Origin of the sequence: Pseudosulfitobacter koreensis, assembly GCF_024733015.1 — a bacterium.
Classification (GTDB): Bacteria; Pseudomonadota; Alphaproteobacteria; order Rhodobacterales; family Rhodobacteraceae; genus Pseudosulfitobacter; species Pseudosulfitobacter koreensis.
Genome location: NZ_JANKJG010000004.1, coordinates 77,115 through 102,240 on the forward strand (window position 1 = coordinate 77,115; position 25,126 = coordinate 102,240).

General features: G+C 63.1%; 23 protein-coding genes and 1 pseudogene. 9 read left to right on the plus strand and 15 right to left on the minus strand.

The genetic code is table 11. From position 1 onward, the window contains the following. Window positions 1–55 precede the first annotated feature (55 nt). The 7 genes from pqqE to NTA49_RS07405 all read right to left on the minus strand — a co-directional run bounded on the left by pqqE (window position 56) and on the right by NTA49_RS07405 (window position 6,510). Window positions 56–1,138, minus strand: coding sequence for a pyrroloquinoline quinone biosynthesis protein PqqE (pqqE, locus tag NTA49_RS07375; RefSeq protein WP_258294042.1), 1,083 nt, complete (start codon window positions 1,136–1,138; stop codon window positions 56–58). After that, window positions 1,135–1,431: a pyrroloquinoline quinone biosynthesis peptide chaperone PqqD gene (gene pqqD / locus NTA49_RS07380; RefSeq protein ID WP_258294043.1), complete on the minus strand. Its 297-nt coding sequence runs from the start codon at window positions 1,429–1,431 to the stop codon at window positions 1,135–1,137. The genes pqqE and pqqD overlap by 4 nt, the downstream gene beginning before the upstream one ends. Continuing rightward, window positions 1,428–2,174 carry a pyrroloquinoline-quinone synthase PqqC gene (gene pqqC, locus NTA49_RS07385; RefSeq protein WP_258294044.1) on the minus strand — a complete coding sequence of 249 codons (747 nt, stop codon included), beginning with the start codon at window positions 2,172–2,174 and terminating at the stop codon, window positions 1,428–1,430. Before pqqC ends, pqqD begins: the two co-directional genes overlap by 4 nt. Further along, a complete protein-coding gene (gene pqqB, locus NTA49_RS07390) occupies window positions 2,171–3,067 on the minus strand; it encodes a pyrroloquinoline quinone biosynthesis protein PqqB (RefSeq protein WP_258294045.1) in 897 nt (298 codons plus the stop codon). The genes pqqC and pqqB overlap by 4 nt, the downstream gene beginning before the upstream one ends. A 24-nt stretch (window positions 3,068–3,091) precedes the next feature. Further along, window positions 3,092–3,196 carry a pyrroloquinoline quinone precursor peptide PqqA gene (pqqA, locus tag NTA49_RS07395; protein WP_258294046.1) on the minus strand — a complete coding sequence of 35 codons (105 nt, stop codon included), beginning with the start codon at window positions 3,194–3,196 and terminating at the stop codon, window positions 3,092–3,094. 495 nt (window positions 3,197–3,691) lie between these two features. Beyond that, window positions 3,692–5,116, minus strand: a complete 1,425-nt coding sequence (locus tag NTA49_RS07400; RefSeq protein ID WP_258294047.1) for a Do family serine endopeptidase — start codon at window positions 5,114–5,116, stop codon at window positions 3,692–3,694. Between the two features lie 665 nt (window positions 5,117–5,781). Then, window positions 5,782–6,510: a Crp/Fnr family transcriptional regulator gene (locus NTA49_RS07405; RefSeq protein WP_258294048.1), complete on the minus strand. Its 729-nt coding sequence runs from the start codon at window positions 6,508–6,510 to the stop codon at window positions 5,782–5,784. Window positions 6,511–6,773: 263 nt separating this feature from the next. On the opposite strand from NTA49_RS07405, the pseudogene NTA49_RS07410 reads away from it, so the two are divergent. Further along, window positions 6,774–6,967, plus strand: a pseudogene (locus NTA49_RS07410) (IS5/IS1182 family transposase); the annotation flags it as partial. Between the two features lie 35 nt (window positions 6,968–7,002). On the opposite strand, the gene NTA49_RS07415 reads toward NTA49_RS07410, so the two are convergent. Genes NTA49_RS07415 through NTA49_RS07435 form a run of 5 tightly spaced genes read right to left on the minus strand, consistent with a single transcriptional unit; the run spans window position 7,003 to window position 12,502 of the window. Continuing rightward, window positions 7,003–7,509: a hypothetical protein gene (locus tag NTA49_RS07415; protein ID WP_258294049.1), complete on the minus strand. Its 507-nt coding sequence runs from the start codon at window positions 7,507–7,509 to the stop codon at window positions 7,003–7,005. Next, entirely contained in the window at window positions 7,506–9,356 is a 1,851-nt protein-coding gene (locus tag NTA49_RS07420) for a glycoside hydrolase family 15 protein (protein WP_258294050.1), read from the minus strand. Before NTA49_RS07420 ends, NTA49_RS07415 begins: the two co-directional genes overlap by 4 nt. Further along, complete coding sequence (locus NTA49_RS07425; RefSeq protein WP_258294051.1) at window positions 9,349–11,007, minus strand: GMC family oxidoreductase; 1,659 nt, start codon at window positions 11,005–11,007, stop codon at window positions 9,349–9,351. Before NTA49_RS07425 ends, NTA49_RS07420 begins: the two co-directional genes overlap by 8 nt. Further along, a complete protein-coding gene (locus NTA49_RS07430) occupies window positions 11,004–11,633 on the minus strand; it encodes a gluconate 2-dehydrogenase subunit 3 family protein (RefSeq protein WP_258294052.1) in 630 nt (209 codons plus the stop codon). Before NTA49_RS07430 ends, NTA49_RS07425 begins: the two co-directional genes overlap by 4 nt. After that, entirely contained in the window at window positions 11,630–12,502 is an 873-nt protein-coding gene (locus NTA49_RS07435) for a hypothetical protein (protein WP_258294053.1), read from the minus strand. The genes NTA49_RS07430 and NTA49_RS07435 overlap by 4 nt, the downstream gene beginning before the upstream one ends. Before the next feature lie 185 nt (window positions 12,503–12,687). Here NTA49_RS07435 and NTA49_RS07440 point away from each other — a divergent pair, with 185 nt between their 5' ends. The 3 genes from NTA49_RS07440 (at window position 12,688) to NTA49_RS07450 (ending at window position 15,992) form a co-directional block, all read left to right on the plus strand. Next, entirely contained in the window at window positions 12,688–13,065 is a 378-nt protein-coding gene (locus NTA49_RS07440; RefSeq protein ID WP_258294054.1) for a sensory rhodopsin transducer, read from the plus strand. Window positions 13,066–13,126: 61 nt separating this feature from the next. Then, on the plus strand, window positions 13,127–14,893 hold the full coding sequence (locus NTA49_RS07445) for a thiamine pyrophosphate-requiring protein (RefSeq protein WP_258294055.1): 1,767 nt from the start codon (window positions 13,127–13,129) through the stop codon (window positions 14,891–14,893). Between the two features lie 4 nt (window positions 14,894–14,897). After that, window positions 14,898–15,992, plus strand: coding sequence for an enolase C-terminal domain-like protein (locus tag NTA49_RS07450; RefSeq protein WP_258294056.1), 1,095 nt, complete (start codon window positions 14,898–14,900; stop codon window positions 15,990–15,992). Window positions 15,993–16,051: 59 nt separating this feature from the next. Here the strand turns inward: NTA49_RS07450 and NTA49_RS07455 are convergent, their stop codons facing one another. Beyond that, entirely contained in the window at window positions 16,052–17,680 is a 1,629-nt protein-coding gene (locus NTA49_RS07455) for an NAD(P)H-dependent oxidoreductase (protein WP_258294057.1), read from the minus strand. A 383-nt stretch (window positions 17,681–18,063) separates the two neighbouring features. On the opposite strand from NTA49_RS07455, the gene NTA49_RS07460 reads away from it, so the two are divergent. Next, a complete protein-coding gene (locus NTA49_RS07460) occupies window positions 18,064–18,864 on the plus strand; it encodes a glucose 1-dehydrogenase (protein WP_258294058.1) in 801 nt (266 codons plus the stop codon). A 109-nt stretch (window positions 18,865–18,973) separates the two neighbouring features. Here the strand turns inward: NTA49_RS07460 and NTA49_RS07465 are convergent, their stop codons facing one another. Next, window positions 18,974–19,813: an inositol monophosphatase family protein gene (locus NTA49_RS07465; RefSeq protein WP_258294059.1), complete on the minus strand. Its 840-nt coding sequence runs from the start codon at window positions 19,811–19,813 to the stop codon at window positions 18,974–18,976. Beyond that, entirely contained in the window at window positions 19,813–20,697 is an 885-nt protein-coding gene (locus NTA49_RS07470) for a diacylglycerol/lipid kinase family protein (RefSeq protein ID WP_258294060.1), read from the minus strand. Before NTA49_RS07470 ends, NTA49_RS07465 begins: the two co-directional genes overlap by 1 nt. Window positions 20,698–21,512: 815 nt before the next feature. On the opposite strand from NTA49_RS07470, the gene mraZ reads away from it, so the two are divergent. From mraZ to NTA49_RS07490, 4 genes are read left to right on the plus strand one after another with little or no spacing between them, the layout of a single operon-like run. Continuing rightward, complete coding sequence (gene mraZ, locus NTA49_RS07475) at window positions 21,513–22,004, plus strand: division/cell wall cluster transcriptional repressor MraZ (RefSeq protein ID WP_258294062.1); 492 nt, start codon at window positions 21,513–21,515, stop codon at window positions 22,002–22,004. Between the two features lie 3 nt (window positions 22,005–22,007). Then, window positions 22,008–22,982, plus strand: coding sequence for a 16S rRNA (cytosine(1402)-N(4))-methyltransferase RsmH (rsmH, locus tag NTA49_RS07480; RefSeq protein ID WP_258294064.1), 975 nt, complete (start codon window positions 22,008–22,010; stop codon window positions 22,980–22,982). Next, complete coding sequence (gene ftsL / locus NTA49_RS07485) at window positions 22,983–23,327, plus strand: cell division protein FtsL (RefSeq protein ID WP_258294065.1); 345 nt, start codon at window positions 22,983–22,985, stop codon at window positions 23,325–23,327. Then, the gene (locus NTA49_RS07490; RefSeq protein WP_258294066.1) at window positions 23,324–25,114 is read left to right on the plus strand and encodes a peptidoglycan D,D-transpeptidase FtsI family protein; all 1,791 of its coding nucleotides are present in this window, start codon (window positions 23,324–23,326) and stop codon (window positions 25,112–25,114) included. The genes ftsL and NTA49_RS07490 overlap by 4 nt, the downstream gene beginning before the upstream one ends. The last annotated feature ends 12 nt before the right edge of the window (window positions 25,115–25,126 follow it).

Sequence of the window (25,126 nt, forward strand, 5' to 3'; positions counted from 1 at the left end):
TGCCGATCCGGTTGCTTTGCGAAGCCATGTCTGACGAGACAACCCTTGGTACTGCTCACGGGCTTTTGCGGTATACAAGTTCAGCCGTTTCATCCGCAGATAATTCCTGTGCCAGTTGCTGCAGTCTACCGTGCATCGGAGATTTGATGCAGGTCGGATCGGTCGCAGCAGGGTCGCCGACGATGGCCATCGCCTGACACCTGCAGCCGCCGAAGTCCAGTTTGCGCCGGTCGCAGGTCTTGCAAGGCTCCTGCATCCAGTCCTCGCCGCGATAGGCGTTAAAGACATCTCCATGATACCAGATCTCTGCCAAGGGCGTTTCCCTGACGTTGTCGAAGCTGAGCGTGGGGATGGTCTGCGCCGCGTGGCAGGGAAGCACTTTCCCGTCCGGTGTGATGTTCAAGCCTGACATCCCCCATCCCCCCATGCAGCGTTTCGGATAGTCGCCGTGATAATCCGCCGGGACGTAATCAATGACCAGCTGCCCTTCGAGCCGTGCCCGCGCCTCGACCACAATCCGGCTGGCCTCGTCAGCCTGCGCGCGGGTCGGCATCATCGCACCGCGGTTGAGCATGGCCCAGCCGTGGAACTGCACCATTGCGACTTCGATGCGCCGCGCCTTCATGGCAACGGCCATGTCAATCGCCTGCGGCAACTGATGCAGGTTCTGGCGGTGCACGACGACATTCAGCGTCAGCGGAAAGCCCGCGTCGACGATCCATTCCGCCGCCTGCATCTTGCGTTTGAACCCACCTTCATAACCGCCGATGCGGTCGGCCATATCCGCATCCGTGCCTTGCAGCGACAATTGCACATGATCCAGTCCTGCCGCGTCCAGCTCAGCCAGCCGCTTTTGGGTAAGGCCCAGACCCGAGGTGATGAGGTTGGTGTAAAGACCCGCTGTGCGTGCCGCCGCCACCAGGTCGACCAGATCGCGGCGCGCTGCAGGCTCACCGCCTGACAGATGCAATTGCAGCACGCCAAGCGCCGCTGCCTGCTCGAAAACCTCCACCCAATCCTCTGTCGACAGCTCCGTCTCCCTTGCGGCCATCTCGAGCGGGTTCGAGCAATAGGGACAGGACAGTGGGCAGCGATAGGTCAGTTCTGCCAGCATCGCGATCGGCGCGGGAACATTCATACTTTCAACTCCAGAATTCGGCGGTCAACGAGGCCTTTGATGAAACCTTTGACGTCATCGCCAATTTGCTCTGCCGGGGCATCGTAGAGGGACGCGAGGCGGTCGATGATCTGCCGCAGACTTTTTTGCCCATCAATCTGCTGCATGATCGCGAGCCCGATAGGGTCGAGGTCGATGACCCGTTCCGGAGCGAGAAGCACGATTTTCCGACGGACCTTGTCGTCGTGCAGCCGCACGCCGCGCAGAACCTTGGGAACCGCATCGCGGTCAATATCCGGGGCGGTATCCGTCATGCTGTTCCGGACACCAGATGCGTGCCCGGTATCCACGCGCCCGGCGGTATGCGGGCGGGCACCACATACGCACCATGCAGTGCGTCCAACTGCGCCCAAAGCACATCCGTCTTGAATTCCAATGCCGCCGCTGCCGCATCCTGTTTTTCGTCGGTGTCCGCGCGATCAAGAACCCAGGAAAGCCCGAATGCGACATCCTTGGGCGCCTCATTCAGACGATTGCGGAAATACGACAGGCTGCTGTCATCGGCAAAGTCGTAATGTGCCAGCAGGCCTTCGATCCGTGCGGCATGAATCCTGGGGGCAAAAAGCTCAGTCAAGGAGGCTGCGACCGCCTCCAGCAGAGGTTCGTCGCGGACGAACCGCACATAGGCATCGACGGCAAAGCGTGTGGCTGGCAACACGCCGCGCGCACTGGCCACATACTGTCGGTCCAAACCCACGGCATCGGCAAGCCGCAGCCAACGCGCGATGCCGCCCTCGTCCTCGTCTGTGCCGTCATGGTCCTCGATCCGCGACCGCCAAGCGCGACGCAGTGCGGGGTCGTCGACGCGGCTCATGAATGCGGCATCCTTCATCGGGATGCGGGCCTGATAATAAAATCTGTTGATGACCCAGGCGCGGACCTGATCCGGCGTACATCCGCCAGAATGCAGCAATTGATGAAAGGGATGCTTGTCGTGGTAGCGCTCTGCACCGATCTGACGCAAGCGCTTCTCGAAGTTTGCACGTCCGGCGCTCATATCTCCAGCTCCATCCCGTCATGCGCTACAATCCAGCCTGCCGCTTCGACCTGCTGCCGCTCCGCCGAGTTGGGTCGAAAGACGGGGTTGGTATTGTTCATGTGGACGAAGGCCTTTTGGCCGACAGCGATATCTTGGAACGCCGCCATCGAGCCATCAGGACCGGACATTGACATGTGGCCCATGCGGCGACCGGTCTTCTGGCTGAGGCCCGCTTGGATCATTTCATCATCCTGCCAAAGGGTGCCGTCAAAAAAGACCATGTCAGCCCCTTCCAGTCGCGCTTTCAAATCGTCGCGCATCGCTGCACAGCCGGGGATATAGAACGCATTCCTGTCCTCAGCGCGCAGGTGGACGCCGACTGTCTGTTCCCCTTCCAGATCGGTGTGTACGTCACCGCTTTCCAGGTACAGGGGCACCTTGCCGGGCACGGCGAACAACTGCGCAGTCAGGCCCGGCGCGATTTCGACCGGTTGATCCAATGCGATGGTGACGCGGCTGACGTAGTCCGGATTGAGCGCTTCGAATATCGGGTTCTGCGCAATGATCCGGTGAATTTCCTGGGTCGCGAACAGGGTGAACCTCTGCTGCTCGCGCAGCGTAAGCAGGCCCGCAATGTGGTCTATGTCACCATTTGTCAGCAAGACAGAAGAAATCGGGGACTGACGTTTGTCTGTCGGGTGCAGGGGCCGGGCCAAGCGTATCTGTTCACGGATATCGGGCGATGCGTTGAGGATCGCCCACTGCGCGCCGCTGGTGCTGAACGCCAAAGAGGATTGAGATTGCGGCGGTATCGCACCTTCACGGGCAAGGTTGCAGTTTTCGCAACCACAGTTCCATTGGGGCAGACCGCCACCTGCTGCGGCCCCAAGCACCAGCGCACGCAACGTCAATGCGACGCTCCGTGCGCTATATTATCAGAACAGAACGCCGTCCTCGTCATCGCGGTCACCGTCGGGGCCGTACATGTTGATCTCCATCCCGCATTCGATTTCGCGGATGATCGGTTTTGACCATGCCATTGTCTTTCCTCCATGACTGTCAGTATTCCAGTTGATGTCAGTATTTCATGTGATGTGTGAACTTAACGAACAACGACCCTATTGGTTCCTCGCGGGGTGCGCGGTTCCCGTAAAGAAAGCCGTTCAACGGGGATCGGTTGACCGAGGCCAGCCGCTAGGCTGCGGCCAACTACCGCAAGGTCCTTCCGGCGCATGTGGCGCTTACTGACAGCACGACCATGGGTATCGGGCTGATCTATCCATCGCTTGAACTTGGTTCCGGCGATGAGGTGCTGACGACGGATGAAGCGGCGGTTGCGCCCACCCGGAACCAAACTTGCCCAAAACACGCGAGCGGCCCAAGGAGCGTTTTGCGTCTGACCAGGATGCACCCTGAACCCGGTGCCTGCCATAGCCGCCTTCGATGCGCTGTGCGGGGCCGCTCGATTGAAAACCGCCCGGCTTCCGTTCCCGGCAGTCCAGGAACGAAAGCCGGTGGTTTCTTGACGACGTGGGTCAGTTTTGCCCTTCACCCGCGTCGTCATCGGGCTCCACCGCAAGATAGACGGTGTTGCCGCCGCGATTGACCTGCAGCAACAGCGGACGGCCCGCTGCGCGCGCTTCGGACCAGGCTTCGGACAACACGTCGGCAGAGCTGATGCTTTCGTCGCCTGCGCTCAGGATCACGTCACCCTGTCTCAGCCCTGCTTCGGCGGCGGGGCTGCCGGACTGGACGTTCTGAACCATCAGGGCCTCGCCTTCCTGCAGACCCAGATTGCGGCGGACAAGTTCCGGCACGGGCGATACCGCCAGTCCCAGCATCGCGCTTTCTGCGGGCATCTCGGTGCTTTCGGGCTGTGCGGCTGCATTGCGCTCGGCCAGGGTCAGGGTGACCTCGATCTGCTCACCGTCGCGGAACACCGTGACCGGAACCTCGGACCCCGGTGCGATGTCTGCGACCATGCGCGAGATATCGCGGGCGTCCTCCGCCATGGTGCCGTCGATGGACAAGATCACGTCACCGGCGCGGATGCCGGCAGCTTCGGCGGGGGCGCCGGGTTCGACCCGTGTGACGATCGCACCTTGGGTGTCTTCAAGGCCGATGGCGCGCGCAAGTGGATCGGTCACGCCTTGCAGGTTCACACCGATAAAGCCGCGCTCGACCTCGCCCGTGTCAATCAGCTGTTGCACGACGTTCTGCGCGATGCTGGTGGGGACGGCGAAGCCGATCCCGACATTGCCGCCACCGGGCGAGAAGATCGCCGTGTTGACGCCGATGACCTCGCCCGAGGTGTTGAACAGCGGGCCGCCGGAGTTGCCCGAATTGATCGAGGCGTCAGTTTGCAGGAACGCGTCGTAGGGGCCCGCTCCGATCACGCGCGAGGTGGCCGAAAGCACGCCGACCGTGACAGTGCCGCCAAGCCCGAAGGGGCTGCCGATGGCGATGGTCCACGCACCGGGCTGCATCGCGTCGCTGTCGCCCCACGACGCCACGGCGATGTCGGACGCATCCGCGATCTGCAGAACGGCGATATCGGTTGCGGGGTCCGTGCCGATAAGTTCCGCCGCGCGGGTGGAGCCGTCTTCGAGCAGGATCTCAAGCTGGGTGGCCCCCTCGACCACGTGATTGTTGGTGACGATATAGCCCTCGTCGCTGATCATGAAGCCGGACCCCCCGGCGACGGTCTCGCGCTGAGGCGTCTGGCCTTCGGGCGTCTGCCCGAAGGGTCCGGGCATACCTTGCCCCGGCATGGCTCTGCGGGGGGCCGCAACACCGCGTGCGGTAATGCCGACGACGGCGGGGCTCAGTTCAGCGACGATTTCGGTGAAGTCCTGCGGCGGAGACACGTTTGCCTCTTGCGCGATGGACGGGGCCGGGGTGAGGGCAAGCGTGGCCGCCACTGCGACCGCCGATATGCCGGAGAATGTGGGAATGTTCATGTCGTCCTCCATCTGGTTTTGCCCGCCGGGCCATGCTTGCGGTGTTGCGAAAGGTTGCCTTGTTCCGGGCATCCCCCGCAGCTCACAGGAGCGTTGTTCCGCAAGAGAGCACTGGCGGTTTGACTGTTCTGTTCGACGCGGTGCGTGCGGCGGCCCTGCGCCAAATGAATGCGCGGGCCACCGGGAAGGCCGAAACCTGTCCCTCTACCGGTATCCGGGGATCTGATGCCCCCGAATGCGGCCATCACCGATGTCAGTTCGCTTCGGTTAGCCAAGAGGCATGCGTGCCTCTCCTGACTTCAACGTCGACTGCGCCCCGGTGTTCCGAAATTTGCAACACCAAGACGGTCCCGCCCGAGGATATGCACGGACAGGTTGTCTGCGCGCCTGCGCGCCAGTCGCCGAAGCGCTTGTCGTCGAGCGGTTCCGTGGCGCGCACCTCGTCACCGGTGCAGGGCATGTCGTGATACTGGCTGCCTGCCGTCCAGCCCTAGCCGTAATAGGGATAGGCCCGATGGCCCGTGCCGAACCCCGGACGTGGCTGTGCCACGGTGGCGGCGATCTCATTGTCCGACCATCAAACGGCTGGCAGCTGAAGTGTCCAAGCAACGAGCGTGCACCAGAGGCAAGCTGGGAACCACATATCAGGTTGCGAATACCAAATCCTACGCGTCGGGCCGATCAAAGCCGATCACGCGGGCATATTCCGTTTCGGGAACCCCATAGGAATTCTGCGCATCATTCTCGAGCCCTTCGCGGTCGAGGATGACAATCTCCCCGCGACGGGCGCGGATCAGTCCCTTGCCCTCAAGCATGTGGATCGCGACGGTCACGCCAGCGCGGCGCACGCCCAGCATGACTGAAAGGAACTCGTGGGTCAGTTCCATTACGTCGCCGTTGATCCGGTCATGGCACATCAAAAGCCAGCGGGCGAGGCGCTCTTCCAGCTTGCACTGCCCGTTCGACAGTGCCGTTTGCGAGGTCTGCGTCATCAACGTCTGCACATATCGCAGCAGATGGCGCTGCATTGACGGACTTTGCTCCAGCAGACCTCGCATCTTGTCGGCCTCGATGGCAAAACCTTCACCGGAAATCTGCATAAAGACTTCAAAGGAAGAATGTGCTGTCTGCAAAACCACCGAAGTTCCCGACATACCTTCACAACCGAAGAGACCAACTTCGATACGGCGGCCACTTTCGCTCGATGCGACCGTCGAGCCGACACCAGACTTCAGGAAGTAGATATGTTCGACCGGTTTGTTTGGCCCTTCCATGACCATTCGCCTGTCCATATCCACGTGTTGCAGGTGCGGCTCGATCAGTGTGCGGTCAGCGGCGGATAACGTATGAAGCAGATTGTTTTGACCAAATGGACAGATGAGACGTTTGGGCATGCCATGCCTTTGCTCCTTGGGGCAAGAGCGCAGTGTCCGAGGTCTCTCAGTCGGCGTCGCCCTGATGGAATGACAGCCAATGATTATTCATATCACAGTACGGTAAGAATGCAGAGGGGGCATGTCTGGGTGTACGATAACGCACTGAAATGGTTTCAAGGAAAGGTATCGTGACTGGCAAAACCCGCCTTATCAATGCAAAGGTGACGGAGCCACTCGATCAGGTAGTCGGCCTGTCATGCAAATGAGATAGGCGCGGGTGCAGGTGCGAGTTCGGCACCAGGGTCAGTGTCGCCGCCACCATCGACGAGGGCTTCATCGTCGGCATGCGGGCACTGTCCGGCGGCCCCTACGACGGCCACACCCTCGCCGGGGCTTTGGAGCAGGTCGAGGTGCTGACGGATTGCCGCCCGGGCTCTCGCGGTCGTCGACCGCGGCCACCGCGGACACGGTGGCGTCCGGCGTAGGGTGGCTGGTGTCGAACGCAGCAGATCAGCCCAGTGTCATCCCATAGCCTGCGCTGAAAATGACCCCGTAGAGAACCTGCGCCGCGATGGTCGTCGCGGGCGTTGCATAGCCGTAGTTCAACCCGAAGGCTCCCGGCGGCTCCAGCCGCGACAGCGCGGAGGGGCCGTCGTAATGCGTCGCGACATTGGGGTGCACGAAGGGCAGCAGCGGCAGGAACACGGTGACCAGAAACGCGCCGTGCGCCAGCCCCAGAAGTCCGCCGATCCACCAGGACCCGCTGCCAAGATCCTGCAGGATCAGCGCATAGAGAAAGGCAAAGACCCAGCCGCCCAGCAGATAGGCGAGGTAGCCCACGACCATCGCCACGGCCCGGCGCATGGTAAAGACGGTGCCGAACAGAAACGGCAGGCTCATCCGCGAAAACCCCAAAAGCCGCGAGCCTTCGAGCGCGGTGGCCATAGCGCCCGAGGCGATCAGCCCCCACAACACGATCGCGGGCCATGTCTGCATGATCTGCTGCCAGTCGTTCACGATTTCTCCTTTGGCTTGCGGCCTTCCAGTTGCCGTCCCAGTGTTGTTGCGGCGCGGATCAGGTCGGCATGGGAAAAGGCCTGCGGGAAGTTTCCCAGCATCTCGCCCGTCTCTGGGTCGGTTTCCTCGGACATCAGGCCCAGATCATTGGCGTTGCCCAAGAGCGCGGCGATCCGGTCGTGGGCCGCGTCGGTGTCGCCGCGCCGCGCGAGGTAGTCGGCAGCCCAGAAGCCGCAGGCGGTAAAGGTGCCTTCGGTCGTAGCGAAGCCGTCGATCCTGGACGGATAGCGCCGTATTTGCGCGCCGTGGCCGAGATCGCGCTCGATCCTCTCGAAGGTCGCCACCATCAGCGGATCATCCGCCGCAATCAGTCCCAGGCGGGGCAGCAGCAACAGCGCCGCATCCATGTAATCGTGCCCGTAGGCCCCCGTCAGCGTGCCGTGTTCGGCGCTGACCCCGTGGGACAGGATGTTTTCGCGGATGGCCGCGCGTTCGCGCCTCAAGCGGTCGGTGTCCAGGCTCAGGTGACCCATCTGGCAAAGCTGCAGCAGCGAATCCAATCCGGCCCAGCACATCGCCTTGGAATAGGTGTGATGGCGGCGGATGTTGCGCACTTCCCACATGCCGTTGTCGGGCAGGGTCCAGCTTTTGCAGACCTCGCCTGCCAATTCGCGCAAACGGCCGCGCTGGGCGAAATCCAGGGTGCCGCCTTGCCGGGCATAGAGCAGGGCGGAATTGATGATCTCGCCGTAGACATCCAGTTGAAGCTGCTTGTGCGCGCTGTTGCCCGTGCGCACCGGGCCCGAGCCGCGCCAACCCTCAAGCGCGTGGCGGATGCGCTCGGGCACCATCGTGTGTCCGAAGACGTTATAGAACACATCGAGTTGCGGTGCGGTCAGCCGGGTGGCGTGGATCAGCCAGCGAAAGAATGCCGCGCCTTCGTCCCGGTAGCCCAGATCGAGAAAGCTGCCCAGAATGAACGAAGAATCGCGCAGCCAGCAAAAGCGGTAATCCCAGTTGCGGGTGCCGCCCACGGCCTCGGGCAGGCTGGTGGTGGGGGCCGCAAGCACCGCGCCGGACTGGCTGAAGGTCAGCAGCCGCAGGGTGATCAGGCTGCGCACCACTGCATCGCGGAACGGCCCGTCATAGGAACAGGTTGCGCAGAAGTCCTGCCACCAGCGTTCGGTGGTTCCCAGTTCGGGCAGGCATCCGGCAAGCGGCATCAAGACCCCGATGTCTGCGCGGCAGAACGACAGCGCGAGCAAGCGCTGCTCGCCTGCCTTGAGCCGGATGCGCGCGCCGAGCGTGCCCTGCGCGGTGCGTTCCAGCGGGATGTCCGACTGCAGCGCCAGAAAATCATTGGCGTCGGACAAGGTCCACAGGTTTGCGCTGCGCCGTTTCAGGTGCGGCATGACCTCGCCAAAGTTGGGGCGGGGGGCAAAGCGGATGGCCAGTTCGGGCTCTCCGTCCAGCGCCTCGACCAGCCGGATCACCCGGCGCGCGGCGGTAACGTCGCGCCGTCGCCCGCCCGACGGGATCGGCATGAAGTCTGTGATCCGCAGGGTGCCTGCATCGGTTTCATGCGTGCTTTCCAGGATGGGTGTATCTGGCAGATAGCGGCGCGTGCTGTGCGCGCGCTCTGCCGGGCCTGCGAAAAAACAGCCGCCACGTTCGCAGTCGAGCAGTTCGGCAAAGATCGACGCGTCGGGCATGTCGGGCAGGCACAGCCAGTCGATCGCGCCCTTTCGCCCGACCAGAGCGGCAGCCTGGGTGTCACCGATCAGGGCATAATCGCCGATGGGCGCATAGCGGCTTTCACGCGCGGGCAATGTGGCGCCGTCAGCCATGGGCACGCTCCGACGTCCCGCTTGCGCACAGCGTCTTGATCCGGTCGGCGATGCGCGCGGCATTGGCCATGATCGTCATCGACGGATTGACCCCGCCGCCCGTCGGCATCAGCGATCCGTCGCAGACCCACAGGTTCGGCACGTCCCATGTGCGCCCGTCACTGTCGGTGACGCTCGTTTCGGGGTCCGCGCCCATCCGGCAGCCGCCCATCAGATGCGCGGTCGAACTGGTTTCCAGCAGGTCGCGCCCGCCTGCGGCCTCCAGCATCTGCGCCATGAAGGCGCGGGCGTGGCGACGCATCCGGCGGTCGTTGTCGTCGTGCGCATAGGTGACGTGGGCGCGCGGCACCCCAAAGGCGTCGGTCTCCTCCGCCAGCGTCACGCGGTTGTCGGCGCAGGGCATGGTTTCGCCGACCATCTTCAGCCCGGCCATCCGATTGTAGAGCGCCATCTTTCGGCGCAGTTCGTGACCGAAGACACCGCTGTTGGTGACCAATGTCCTGGCATAGTCGGTGGGCAGGGGGCCTTGGCTCATGAAGGCATAGCCGCCGTCAAAATCCTTGTCCGGGTGGTCGTCGATGTAGTTCCAATGCTCGCAGCAGGCCATCGAGGGCGGGCCCTTGTACCATCTGATCTCGTCGTCCATCACGCTCCAGATGGCATCGTTGAGGTGGACCATCAGGTAACGCCCCACGGTATCGGAGGAATTCGCAAGCCCCGTCGGCTGACGCGCATTGGCAGAGTTCAAGAGCAGGCGCGGCGTCTCAATGGAATAGCCGGCGCAGACGACATTCCTTGCCTTTTGAAACCGGCTCTGGCCATCGCGGTGATATTCGACGCCGGTGGCGCGGCCCTGCCTGTCGGTCGCGATGCGGGTTACCATCGCCAGATCGCGGATTTCCGCGCCCGCATCCAGCGCGCGGGGGATATAGGTGACAAGGACGCTTTGCTTGGCATTGGTCGAGCAGCCGATCTTGCACATGCCGCGATAGACACAAGGCGGGGATTTGCCGCGCGGGGCCGACACGGTGGCAAGCGGTGTCGGTGCCCAGTCGACGCCAAGGGCCTCGGCTCCGCGTGCGAGCACTTGACCGGCGGCGTTGACCTCATGCGCGCGGTAAGGATAGCGGCCGCGATCTGGTCCCCAAGGGTAGGTCAAGGGGCCGGAGATGGCGCAGGCGCGCTCGACCTCGTCATAGTACCGCCACATCTCGCGCCAATCGACGGGCCAGTCGATCGCATAACCCAGACGGCTGCGCGCGGCGAACCATTCGGGGCGAAAGCGCAGGGCGACCATTTGGAAATGCACCGAGGACCCGCCGACCGAGCGCCCGGAGTTGTTGGACCCGAATTCCAGCGGATCGGCGCCGTCCGATATCCGGGGGTCCAGCCAGTAGAGTTTCTCTTGCTCGCGCTCGTCCGATGCAAAATCAGACAGCGGTCGCCAGAAGGCACCGGCATCGAAGGCGACGACGGAGAAGCCTGCTTCGGCCAGTTTGGCGGCCAGTACCCCGCCGCCGCAGCCGGTGCCGACGATGGCAAAGTCCACCTCGTCGGTGTCGGCGAACTGGCGCATCGGCACCGTGTCGTCGCGGCTGAAAACATCGGGGGCCTGGCCGTCTATGGCGCGTGGTCGGTGCGCATGGCTCATGGCGTGTCCTCGTCGGGCCAATCGCCCGGCGGCGCTTCCCAGCTGTCCGCGCGGTTGGGTTGCATGCGGACATACCCGCGCGGGCTTGCCGGGCCGCCATAGCCGATCTCGCTCTGGCCGGTCGGGTGCGCGTAATAGACCGCGACGATCTCGGCCAGGACCAGGTTGCGAAAGAAGCGTTGCGGCGGCAGCCCGTGCCAGTGCTCTGTGGACACCTTGCCGTCGTCCACATCCCGAAGCATCGCGTTTTGCGCATCACGCTCAAGGTTGGCGAAACCGTCAGCGCCGCGTGCCTGCGCCTCGGCCTCCAGGGCCGCGATCCCCTGCCGCCACGCGTCGCGGGGGCTTGGCATGTCGGCATGGCGGGTTCCGCTGCTGCGCCCCTCGTGCAGGGCGGCGTCTATCCAGTCGGCCAGGGGAACCGGGCGCGGGTTGTCGTTCTGGGGCATCACCACGTCGCACAGCGCCTGCACCGCAAGCCATTCGGCTGGTGTGAAAAAGCGACGCGCGTGCACCTCGGTCAGGCGGCGGCGCAGCACCGCGCGCGTGATGTCGTTGAAAGACGGGCTTTCCCATTTGTCGAGGATATCCCAACCGGGATAGGGGGCGTGGAAACGGGGGCTCATGGTGCTCCCTCCATCAGATCCAGCGCCGCCTTGCCCGAGAGCGCCAATGCGATGAAGCTGGAGGGGGCAGAGACGGGCGGCCCGTCAAAGGCATTCTGGCGCCAGTTGTGCCATCCGCCCATCTGGCGGCTGACACCGTAGATGTGAAATCCGGTGCCGACGACACCCATTGCCGCCATCAGGCGCTGGGCACCGCGCGCCGCACCGCGGGTCTTTGGATTGGGGTGCAGCGCTTGTTCCAGCAGCAGCGCGGCGGCGATCGGCGGTATCGTGACGGGCAGGTACATCGCCGGATTGTGCCAGGCACCGCGGAAATGCAGCAGCGCGACCTCGGCGGTTTCGGCCAGTGTCGCGAGCGCCGTGAACCCTGCCAGCATCCGCCCGTGCCGCGCCGTGTGCGCATCGCTTGCCAGGGCCAGCAGCCCGGTCACCGCCAGACCGCCCGGCGCGCCGATGGGAGCCGCATAGAACAGGTTGTCCCAATTGAACCCTCCGGGTCGTTTTGCGATGTTGTAGCCGTGAAACCCAAGGCCTGCGGCACCCACCGCGACCGAGGTTGCGTGCACCGGCAGCATATGTGGGGCCCTGGCGGTCGCACCAAGGGTCGAGGCCGCAGCCAGGACAGGCGCCGCTAACATCGCCTTGTTGTGAAATCCGCCGCGAAAATGCTCCATCGCGCTGTCGACCAGCATGCTGGCACCCATGATCGCAGCAGAGCGGCGAAGTTTGCGTCGGGGTTTTGGCCGGGGTTTGGGCTGCGTCCGGCGCTGCATCAGGATGGCGGCCCCGCCAAGGATGGCCAGCGCCCCGATCCCCAGGGCGGCACTGCGCGTGTCGCGGTTTCGGGTGTTGCGAGCGCTGGGTCGCACGGTCGTCTCCTGCCTCCGAAATAGGATGAGAAATCAACGATGGTCACTCTGAAAACGTTCCGACAAAACTCTGACAAACTTTTGCGACGGTGCGGTTTCACCGGCCACAGAAGGGGGAACCTTTGGCCGCAAGGCTGCGTTTGACGACCATGTGACGACCGCCTGACACGAGGGAGAGCAGGGCGATGACCACTCCGATCGGACAGACCCGCTGGGCCATTGCAGAAGGTTACATTCCCGAGGGAAGCAACGGTCCCGAGCCTGCGATGACCAGTCACGAGACGGTCTGCATCCTCAATACCGGCGAAGCCGACGCGCATGTGACGCTGACGCTGTTTTTTGCCGATCGCGCGCCGGTTGGCCCTTACCGGCTGACAGTTCCGGCGCAACGCACGCGCCATCAGCGCTTTAACGATCTGGACGACCCCGAACCCGTACCGCGCGGCACCGATTACGCCTGTCTGATCGAGGCCGATCAGCCCGTGGTGGTACAGCACACGCGGCTGGATTCCCGCCGCGCCGAAAACGCGCTGCTGACGACGGTGGCCTATCCTGGGCCCTGACCTGGGGCCCATGCCAAAGCCGCACTGACCCCGCAGCGTCAAGACATGAAAGGAACATCACATGGCAGATACTGTCGGAGATTTCATCCTCAAACGTCTGCACGACTGGGGGGTGCGCCGCATCTATGGCTACCCCGGTGACGGCATCAACGGTCTGGTGGGCGCGCTGGGGCGTGACGATACGATTGATTTCATTCAGACGCGGCACGAGGAAGAAGCAGCCTTCATGGCCTGCGCCCATGCCAAGTGGACGGGCGAGGTGGGCGTGTGCATGGCGACATCCGGTCCGGGTGCCATCCACCTTCTGAACGGGCTTTACGACGCCAAGCTGGACCATCAGCCGGTGCTTGCCATTGTCGGCCAACAGGCGCGCGCGGCGATGGGCGGCAACTATCAGCAAGAGGTGGACTTGCAGGTGCTGTTCAAGGACGTGGCCAAGGATTACATCCACACCTGCATGGCTCCGGCGCAGACGCGCCATCTGATTGATCGCGGCATGCGCATCGCGATGGCCAAACGCCTGCCCACCGCGCTGATTTTTCCCAACGACGTCCAGGAGGCCGATGCGGTAGAGACGCCCGCCCACGCGCATGGCACGGTCCATTCCGGCATCGGCTATGCCGCGCCGCGCGTGGTGCCCGAGCAGGCCGATCTGACCCGCGCCGCCGAGGCGCTGAACGCGGGCAAAAAGGTCGCGATCCTGGCCGGGGCAGGGGCCTTGGATGCCGCGGACGAGCTGGTGCAGGTTGCCGATCTGCTGGGTGCAGGTGTCGCCAAGGCGCTGCTGGGCAAGGCGGTTCTGCCGGATGATCTGCCTTTCGTCACCGGGCAAATGGGTCTGTTGGGCACCGAGCCGTCGGATTGGATGATGCGCCATTGCGACACCCTGCTGATGGTGGGCTCGCGGTTTCCCTATTCGGAATTTCTGCCCAAGGAGGGCAAGGCGCGCGGTGTTCAGATCGACATCGACCCGGCGATGGAATCCATCCGCTACCCGATGGAGGTGAACCTGGTTGGTGATGCCGCGGCCACGCTGCGCGCGCTGATCCCGCATCTGGAGGCAAAGGAAGATCGCAGTTGGCGCGACAATATCGAGAAGCGCGTCGGCACGTGGTGGGAAGACGCCGAAGGCCGCGCGCATCAGGAGGCGGACCCGATCAACCCCGAACGGGTGTTCTGGGAGGCCTCGCCGAGGTTGCCCGACAATGCGATCATCGCGGCGGATTCAGGGTCTTCCGCCAACTGGTTTGCCCGCGCGATCAAGGTTCGCCCCGGCATGAAGGCGTCGCTGTCGGGCACGCTGGCGACGATGTGCCCGGCTGTTCCCTATGCCACGGCGGCCAAGTTCTGCTATCCCGACCGCGTGGCCGTGGGGTTCGTCGGTGACGGTGCGATGCAGATGCTGGGCATCAACGGGCTGATCACGGTCGCGAAATACTGGCGCGAATGGTCCGACCCGCGCATGGTGATCGCGGTGCTGAACAACAACGATCTCAACCAGGTGACCTGGGAGCTGCGCGCCATGGGCGAAAGCCCCCGCGTGCCCGAAACCCAGGACGTGCCGCCGTTTGATTACGCCCACTACGCGCAGTCCCTGGGTCTGAACGGCATCCGCGTGGAAACACCCGACCAGATCGGCCCGGCCTGGGATGCGGCCTTTGCCTCTGATCGCCCGACGGTGATTGACGCGGTGACCGACCCGGACGTGCCGACGCTGCCGCCCCACATCACGCTGAGCCAGGCGAAAAGCTACGCCAAGGCGCTGGCGGCGGGCGACCCGGATGCGGGCGGTATCCTATGGCAGACCTTCAAGCGCGTCACCGGGTAGGGTGATGCGCGTTGTGCCAACGCTGGGGACGCCGCGCGTCACTGCCTGCCGCGTCCCGACGGATCAGCCTGAATCCGACGGGACGCTGAAATGGGATGCGACGACCATCGTCATCGTGCAGATCGACGCAGGCGGCACCACCGGGATTGGCTACAGCTACGGCGACCCGGCTGTCGGCACTTACATCAACAACACGCTTGCGGATGCGGTCGCGGGTCTGAACGCTTTCGACATTCCCGCCGCCCACCGCGCGATGCTGCACGCCCTGCGCAACGACGGCCGGGCCGGCATCGCGTCGATGGCGGTTTCGGCGGTGGACAACGCGCTGTGGGATCTCAAGGCACGGCTGCTCGAGGTTTCGGTGGCGCAATTGCTGGGGCAGGCGCAGAACAGCATCGCGATCTACGGCTCGGGCGGTTTCACCTCATACTCCGATGACCGACTGGCGCGACAGCTGGGCGACTGGGCCGGGGCCGGGATCAAAAGCGTCAAGATGAAGATCGGGCGCGATCCGCAGCGCGACCCCGAACGGATACGCGTGGCACGCGGTGCGATTGGCAACGACTGCGGGCTGTTCGTCGATGCGAACGGGGCGTTCACGCCCAAGCAGGCGCTTGCGATGGCCGAGACCTGCGCGCGATTTGACGTGCGATGGTTCGAAGAGCCGGTGTCGTCGGATGATCTGGCGGGCCTGCGCCTGCTGCGCGACCGTGGGCCCGCAGGCATGGCGATCACGGCAGGCGAATATGGCTATGACCCCTGCTATTTTCGGCGGATGCTGGAAGCGGGGGCTGTCGATGTCCTTCAGGCCGATGCGACGCGCTGCGGCGGCGTTACCGGGTTTCTTGCAGCCGCGCGGTTGGCGGAGGCGTTTCAGGTTCCGATATCGGCCCATTGCGCCCCAGCGTTGCACCTGCACATCTGCGCAGCTCTGCCCCATGCGCAACACATCGAGTGGTTTCACGATCACGTCCGTCTGGAACACATGCTGTTCGACGGTGCTCCGGGTCAGGACCAAGGCCGCGTCACACCCGATGCCAGCCGCCCCGGCTTCGGGTTGAGCATCAAATCGAGCGAGGTTGCGCAGGCGGCGATCTGAGGCTGTCATGGTGTCGCGCCCGATCTGCAACCATAGCCGTCTCTCATGGGCACATGGGGTTACATTGCAATCAGGGGAAGGACGCAAAACCACAGGATATAGGACAGCGCCAAAACCATCGTGGTGTCGATCCGGCGCGGCTTGGCATCTTCGCCATATTCCGTCATCAGCCGCCGCACCAGCAGGACCGCATGCGCCAGAACAAGGACGGTCGGCACCGTGCCATAGATCCCCGGCAGCAGGTAGAATTGCAACAAGGCGGCAAGCGTCGCCGCGACGACAGCGAAGATTGCGGAAACAGCGAATGCGGGGCGAATTCCGAAACGCACGGCAATCGTGTTCTTGGAAACCGCTCTGTCGGCGTCATGATCCGGTACACCAGACAGGATGATCGCCGGCAGGATCGACAAACACATCGGCAAGGCGATCAGCCACGGTTCGGGCCGGGCCACCGATCCGCCCTGCAACGCCATGCCCAGAAGAATGGGAAAGAAACTGTGCGTCACCCCGACATCCACCTCGCCCAGCGTCCGGTAGCTGAGCTTCAGCGGCGGGACGGTGTACCCGATAGCCAGAATTGCCAGCCCGATGGCAAGCCCGCCAACCAGCCATGGCGACCCGCTCATGGCAATCATGGCGCCCGCCAGCAGTAGCGCAAGCATCAGGGTCAGCCAAACGCCCGTCGTCAGCCTCTCTTGCGTCAGTGCGCGCAGATGCAGCACGCGAGAGCCGCCGCTGAATGGCCCCCAGAACCTGTTGCGCCGGTCACTTTCGAAATCGAAAAGATCATTGGAAAACACAGTGGCGGCTTCAAGCGTGAACATGAACAGATAGCCCGTCCAGAATTGCAGATGATCGAACGCGCCATCCTCGGACCCCAGAAAGGCGCCGATCAGATAGGCAAGAAACGTCATCGGATAGAATTGCAACCTGAACGCGGTCAGCCAGGGTTTGACCGCTGCCCATGCGCGTCGAACGGGGGGGCGCGGGCCGCGGACAAGGTTTCGGGCACGCGCTTCGATGTTTTCCAGCCAGCGGTCACGCTCCGCCGACGTTGATCGGTTCACCGGGCCAAAGCGCGTGTGGCAGGTAACCTCGATGCCGCAGAATCCCAGCGTGGCGCGCGCCATCGCATTGCGGCCCGGTGCCTTGTTGATCAGCGACTGAACCAGTGCCGGAGTGTCCATCGTGGTAATAAGTTCGGCGGTCCGTCCCGAGAGCAGTCCTTCAAAACCAGTTCCCCCGGAAATCTCTCTGAAGGCCCAATCGGGCTGAAGAATGCGATCTAGAAATCCCTTGAGCAGGGCCGGGTAGGTTCCCCACCAGGTCGGATAGACGAAGACGAAGTGTTCGGCCCATTCTATGTCGTCACGAACTGCGACCAAAGACGGCTCCATCGTCTGCAACCGAGGCGTGGCAAAAGACATGTTCTGATCGAAATCCAGAGCGGCCAGATCCACCATCCGAACGTCGCATCCGACAGCTTGCGCGCCTTCCAGATAGCGCTCGGCCAAGGCTCCGCAAAAACTCGCCGCACCTCGCGGGTGGCCAAGGATGACCAACACCTTCAACGGACTAAGAACGGCAAATGAAACAGGTGCACGGGCACGATATTGACCTCGGGCGTGTGTGGCCGCCTTCTTCGACCTTTCGTGAAACACACGCTGCAGTTTGTCTGTGATTTGCATGCATGTTCCGAAATTCACTTGGCTGTTTGCGATGTACGCCCACGACAAGAAGCGTATTTTTCAGTGTCTCACTTGAAAGCAAAACACCACGTGATGCATTTGGTTCCCCACCAACCGTTGACGGTGCGGGAACCTTTTCACGTGTGACGCATTTTACAGCAGACGTTGCGAAACCGGTGCGGGCAAAACCGATGCGGGCGAAACCGATGCGGCCAGGACTTTTCGTAACCAATCGGAAATGGGCCGGGCTGGGCGGATCAAACGCCCCTCTGCGCGTCTCGACCCTGAAAGGTCATCCCTAACGCGGCGCCGTGCCATTCGAGCACCGTCCAAGCCGTCTGGGGTTTGGCTGCTTCGAACGCATCAAGGCAAAGGAGATCATGATGTCTGATAGACCTTTGGAGGGACGTGTAGCACTCGTGACCGGGGCAAGCTCCGGTATCGGGCGCGCATCCGCATTGCGGCTTGCAAAGGCAGGTGCGCGTCTGTTGGTGAATTACTACGACGACCGGCAGAGTGCTGAAGACGTGGTCGCTCAGATCGCGGCCGCAGGCGGCAGCGCCGTCGCCCATCAGACCGACGTCAGCGACGAAAACCAGGTCGAGACCATGTTCGAGCGATGCCACAAGGATCTCGGGCCGCCGGATGTCCTTGTGGCCAACGCGGGCATCCAGAAAGACGCAGATCTGATTTCCATGTCTGCTGATGATTGGGATGCGGTCCTATCCACCAACCTTCGCGGTCAGTTTCTTTGCGCACGTGCCGCGGCAAGAGCGTTCTGTGCGCGGGAAAGACCAAGCGACGGCGCGTCCGGCAACATCATCTTCATGAGCTCGGTCCACGACAGCATCCCATGGGCAGGACGCAGCAACTACAGCGCGGCGAAGGGGGGAACGCTGATGTTGATGAAATCTCTGGCGCAGGAGCTCGGTCCCGACAAGATCCGCGTCAACGCTGTATCTCCCGGCGCCATAATGACCGACATCAACCGGGACGCCTGGGAGGACGAAGACAGCCGTCAGGACCTTCTCAAGCTCATTCCCTACGGACGCGTCGGCGAACCGGACGATATCGCCCGCGCGGTTCTGTGGCTGGCTTCGGACGAGAGCGACTATGTCCATGGACACGCCCTCTACGTCGATGGCGGCATGATGCTGTACCCAGGTTTCCGTGAAGGCGGATAAGAGCGCGCGGACGAACGAGAGTGTCACTCTGCGAAGACCAGGATCGCAGGGGGCGACGCGTCACATCCGCGATTCCATGGCGGCGCAGCCTTGCTGCCATACCACCAAACTAGTCGGATCGTCGGCACAGCGCGTCCACGATCTCACGCGTACCGGCGACGACGCGGCCCCGCCAGTGCCGCAGGTCGGTCTCCCCATCTGCACCGCCCTCGACCATGAAGCCGTCAAAACCCTGCCAACCGTTGCCCGTATCGACCCTGATCGCTGCTCCGGCAGCCTCAAGCAGGGGGAAACCGCCGGCGACATCCCAGATGTTCGGCGTCTCGATACGCGTCGCCGCGAGAAGACCTGCCGCGGTAAAGGCGCACTCGACAGCCGCTGAACCGGTGCGGCGCACGTCCCCCGGCAGTCCTTCGGCGTCCGCGCCCTTGCCAAGCCCGATCAGCCGCCGACGAACAACCGGGTTCAAGACCGGCTCGAACACGTCTGATTCGAAAGACAGTCGCCCCCCTCTTCGCGCATGGTAAACGCCGCTTCTCAGCGCGTGGCTGGTCGAGCACCAGACAGCCCCGACGACCGGCACGCCACGATGAAGAACACCGATCGAGGCCGCAAAGATCGGGAAACCGTTGACGAAGTTCGCCGTGCCGTCAATCGGGTCGATCGCCCAAACAACATCATGATCGCGGCCCGGCCGCTCTTCACTTTCCTCGCCAAGCACGTCCTGTCCGGGGAACAGCGACGCCACCCGGTCTCTTATGCGCGCCTCCACATCCTCGTCGACCTCCGACACCGGATCGCGCAGATGCTGCACATCCTCTGCCTCGCTCTTGTAGCGCACTGCCAGAGTCCGACCGAGTGCGGCGGTGATCTGCGCCCCGGCCATGGTGGCAAGGTCCACCGCCTCTCGTTCGATCTCGACCAGATCGCGCTCGCTCAACTCCGCCATTACACGCCTCCATTTTCCTTCGGGATCAGCACTCTCAGCTTTTGCGGTGCCAGTGCGATGACGACTTTTGCGGCTTCATCAGGTGGCTCCGGCAGATCGTCGTCAATCCGCAGGGCTTCTCCCTTCCAAACCAGTTCAACCCGCTTCGCGTTCAGCCTTTCCAGACCGGTCGCCGGGCGCTCACGTGATCCCGCAAGCCAGTGGGCAAAGCTCTCCTGCCCCGGCGCGCGGAGGATGGACAGGCAAAGCCGTCCGTCGTCAAAGCACCCCGACGGCCCAAGCGGAAGATTAGGGCCGGTGATCGGCATGTTCAGAACCTCCAGCAGAATCATGTCGCCAGACAAGTCCTGCCCGTCTGCCCGCACCTGCCAGTCCTGCGGATATGCGTCCCGCACAAGCCGCTGCGGTGCCTCGGCCCCGAAGTGCTGTTTTTCCTCCGGGTTGAAATCTGCCGCCTTGCCAGCCTGCATCATCTCGGCCAGCGGACCGATCCCCACGGCTTCGAAAAACAGGCGCGTGCCCCACGGCCCCCGCGCAACTCCGACATCAATCTGGCATTCTTCCGCCCCATCAAGCCAGCCAAAGCCATCTTCTGCACCCAAGGGAACGTTCAAGCTGCGCGCCACATTGTTTGCCGTGCCGAGCGGTATGATCGCAAAGGGCCTGTCTGCGTCTATGAACGCACGAAAAGCTTTTCCGACAGTCCCGTCGCCACCCGCGATCGCGATCAGGTCAACCTCTGACGCATCCTTCGGAGTGATCCCGTCGCTTTTGATGTCGCGATATGAAACTGTGTGACCCCGGCTCGCCAGCAGGCGCGTCAGCCTTTCCCTCGAGTGATCCCCGCTTCCGGCGGTTGGATTATGGAGAAGAAGCACACGCATGCTGAGGCAACCGTGGTGACTTGTGTTTTGTTCCCGCAACGAAGCCCGTGCAATCCCGAAAAAACGGCATGGCGTGGGTGCGTTTACTTACACAGCGACAGGGCGCGGGCGCAGGGTTGGGTCACCCCTCAGCTTCGGGAATTCATGGCACGGGCGCTTGCCTCGCGCCAGAGGCGTGGGAATTCATGGGCCAAATATGGAATCCGACCCTCTCACGACGAATCACAGCGCCGTGAAGCGCGGTTTTCAGGGTGATTCACCGCAGCAAAGCAAAGACTGCTTGAGAACATAATGGAAACATGGCGTATCCGCACGATCTGTGGATAAGTTTTTTGGGAAAGCATGGGCAGTTATTTCGGCCTGCGGGTCAGCACTATATCTTGTGTTAGATCACCATTTCAAAACCAATTGAGCTAAATTCCGCCGATTTTTATCCACAATATGTTGTGTATAAGCCTTTCCCCGAACAACAATTGGTGGCTTGGACCCACAAAAAACTATTGCTGCCCATAAATTCCCATGCCATCACTTGTGCATCGGATGAGAACGAGACACGGGGCACCAAACGACCCCACGCAGACAAACAAAACTCTAGCAGGTTTCATACAGGCACCTCGCTTTCATCAGACCAGAGATCCGGCGCGTGAGCGAGCAGACATCCCCCCAGGTGGCGCGCGCAGCTGGACATCCCGCCAAGCGGGACAGGCGGCGGGTTGATCAGTGGCAGCAGATCAACCCGCCGTTTTTAATTCAAGATCCGGGGACAGCAAAAGCCTGAAAGACAACGGGCGCAATTTTGGGACGGACCAGGCCAGATGGCACGCAGGTTCAGAGGCGAAAGCGACCACAAGGTGGACGCAAAGGGCAGGGTCTCCATCCCGGCCTCGTTTCGCCGTGTGATCGAAGGGTCCGACCCCGAGTGGACCGAAGGCCTGCCGCCCCGCATCATCATCGTCTACGGCGGCAAGACCCGCGACTACCTCGAAGGCTTCACCATCGAGGCCATGGACGAGGTTGACGAAAAGATTTCCAAACACCCGCGCGGCTCCGCCAAGCGCAAGGCGATGGAACGTCTCTATTCGACCCAGGCCATCGAAACCGTCGTCGACGACACCGGCCGCATCGTGCTGTCGGCCAAGCTGCGCGAAAAGATCGGCCTGACCGATACCGCGCGCTTTGCGGCCTCGGGCGACACATTCGAGATATGGAACCCCGACAAGTTCGACGAGGTGCATGACGACCTCGAGGGCGACGGCTATGACCCGGACCTTGATCCGTCCGTCTATCTGGACGGGGAGACGGAGTAGATCATGGCTGGGGGGCCACATATTCCGGTTCTGATCAACGCCATCCTGCGCGACTGCGCACCCATCACTGGGACATGGCTGGACGGAACCTTCGGGGCAGGGGGCTACACCCGTGCGCTGCTCGATGCCGGTGCCGACCGTGTGATCGCGGTGGACCGCGATCCGCTGGCGTTCGAGATGGCGGCGGACTGGGCGGGCGACTATGGCGACCGGATCGTGATGCAGCAGGGCGTGTTTTCCCGGCTGGACGAATATGTACAGGATCTGGACGGTGTTGTACTGGATCTGGGCGTGAGCTCGATGCAGCTGGACCTGGCCGAGCGCGGATTTTCCTTCATGCGCGACGGACCGCTTGACATGCGGATGAGCCAGGATGGCCCCTCGGCTGCCGATCTGGTCAATCAAGGCGACGAGGCCGTGCTGGCCAACATCCTGTTTCAATACGGCGAGGAACGCGCCAGCCGCCGCATCGCCAAGGCCATCGTGCGCGAACGCGATGTCGCCCCGATCACCACCACCCTGCGTCTGGCCAAGATCATCGAATCCTGCCTGCCACGCGCCAAGCCGAACCAATCGCACCCCGCCACCCGCAGCTTTCAGGCGCTGCGCATCGCGGTGAATGACGAATACGGCGAGCTTTACCGCGGGCTCATGGCCGCAGAGCGGGCGTTGAAACCTGGCGGGCAGTTGGCCGTGGTCACCTTTCATTCGGTCGAGGACCGCATGGTCAAACGGTTCCTGACCGCGCGCACCGGCAGCCAGGCCAACGCCAACCGCTACGCCCCCGAGACCGAAGCGCAAGCGGCGCAGTTCACCCAAAAGACCCGCAAGGCCATCGCCGCCGACCCCGAAGAGGTCGACGCCAACCCGCGCGCGCGCTCAGCCAAGCTGCGGATCGCCACGCGCACCGATGCGCCATCCGGTCAGATCGACGCGAAATCCATTGGTATGCCCTATACGGCAGGAGTGTTCGAGTAAATGAAATCAGTGCTTTACATCCTGACAGTGCTGAGCGTGATCGGCCTGGCCTTCTGGGCCTACCGCGAAAACTATGCCACGCAGCAATCGCTGGCCGAGACCGAGAAACTGCACCGCAACATCCAGCGCGCCCACGCGCGGCTGGCGGTGCTGCGGGCCGAGTGGGCCTACCTCAACCGGCCCGACCGGCTGCGCGATCTGGCTGACATCAACTATGACAGTCTGGGCCTGCTGCCGCTGGCCCCCGAACAGTTCGGCATCATCGACCAGGTGGCCTATCCGATGCCGCCCGAGTTGATCGTCACCAATCCCACGGATGTCTCGACCATGGAGGCCGACGAATGATCCGCGTCCCGCTGCGCCCGCTGGCGCGCATTCTGCCTGCACGGGCCAATGGCGAAAACCCCGACGCGATCGAGCGCGAGAACAAGCGCATCCGCCACGAGGAGATGCGCGACCGGATGCGGGCGCGTGCCGAAAGCCGTCTGCTGATCCTCGGCCTGTTCTTCGTCTGCGCCTTCGTGGTCGTGGGTGCCCGGATGGGCCTTCTTTCAATCTCCGAGCCGTCCGAGCCGCGCGCCTATGCGCCCGGTGCGGCAATCTCCGCCGCCCGCGCCGACATCGTGGACCGCAACGGGCGGCTTCTGGCCACCAACTTCGAAACCCACGCGCTCTATGCGCAGCCCGGCCACATGATCGACCCGCTCTATGCCGCCGAGCAACTCGTCGAGATTTTTCCAGACCTGAACCACGACCGTCTGGTCCGCGACTTTACCGGCAAGCGCAAGTTCCTGTGGATCAAGAAGAAAATGAGCCCCGAGCAGATGCAGGCGGTGCACGAGATCGGTGATCCAGGCCTGCTTTTCGGCCCGCGCGACATGCGCCTTTACCCCAACGGCACGCTTGCCGCGCATGTGCTGGGCGGCGCGTCCTTCGGCAAGGAAGGCGTGAGTGCCGCCGAGGTGATCGGCGTGGCCGGTGTCGAGAAATACTTTGACGACTACCTGCGCGCCCCCGAAAACGCGGGCAAGCCGCTGACACTGTCGATGGACTTGACCGTTCAGGCCGCAGCCGAACGTGTGCTTTGGGGCGGCATGAAGCTGATGAACGCCAAGGGGGCCACGTCGGTGCTGATGGATGTGCACACCGGCGAAGTGGTGTCGGTGGTGTCGCTGCCCACGTTCGACCCTAACGACCGTCCGCGCCCCGCTGTCACGGGCGATCCGTCCGACAGCCCGCTTTACAACCGGTCGGTGCAGGGGGTTTACGAGCTGGGGTCGGTGTTCAAGATCTTTGCCGCCGCACAGGCGATTGATCTGGGGCTGGTCACTGCCGACACGATCATCGACACGACACCGCCCATGCGCGTCGGCGGCTTTCCCATCGGCGAGTTCAAGAACAAGAACTACGGCATGATCAGCGTGGCCGACGTGATCGTGCACTCGTCCAACCGCGGCTCTGGCCGTCTGGCATTGCAGATCGGCGTCGAGCGTCAGCAGCAGTTCCTGAAATCGCTTGGCTTTTTCGATGCGACCCCCTTCGAGATCGTCGAGGCGGCGCAGGGCAAACCCTTGCTGCCAAAGCAGTGGACCGACCTCAGCGCAGTGACCATCTCTTATGGTCACGGGCTGTCGACCTCGCCCATGCAACTGGCCGCAGGCTACTCCGCGATCGCCAACGGCGGCTTTACCGTGCAGCCCACGATCCTCAAGCAGGATGGCCGGACCCAGCAGGGCGCGCGCGTGATGAGCGCCAAGGCCGCCGAAGCCGCGCGCGCGATGCTGCGCAAGGTGGTCACATCGGGCACCGCCAGCTTTGGCGAGGTGCCGGGCTATGCGGTGGGCGGCAAGACCGGATCGGCGGACAAACCCAACCCGCAGGGCGGCTATTACAAGGACCGCAACATCGCGACCTTTGCCACCATCTTCCCCTCGCATGATCCCAAATACGTGCTGGTCGTGACGCTGGACGAACCTGTGGACACCTCGGGCGACGAGCCGCGCCGCACCGCAGGCTGGACCGCCGTGCCCGTCGCCGCCGAGATGATCCGCCGGGTCGCGCCGCTGCTGGGGCTGCGACCAACCGTTGAACCGACCACTCTGGCTGATATAACGCTGACCAGCAGCAACTAAGCCGAAAAGGCA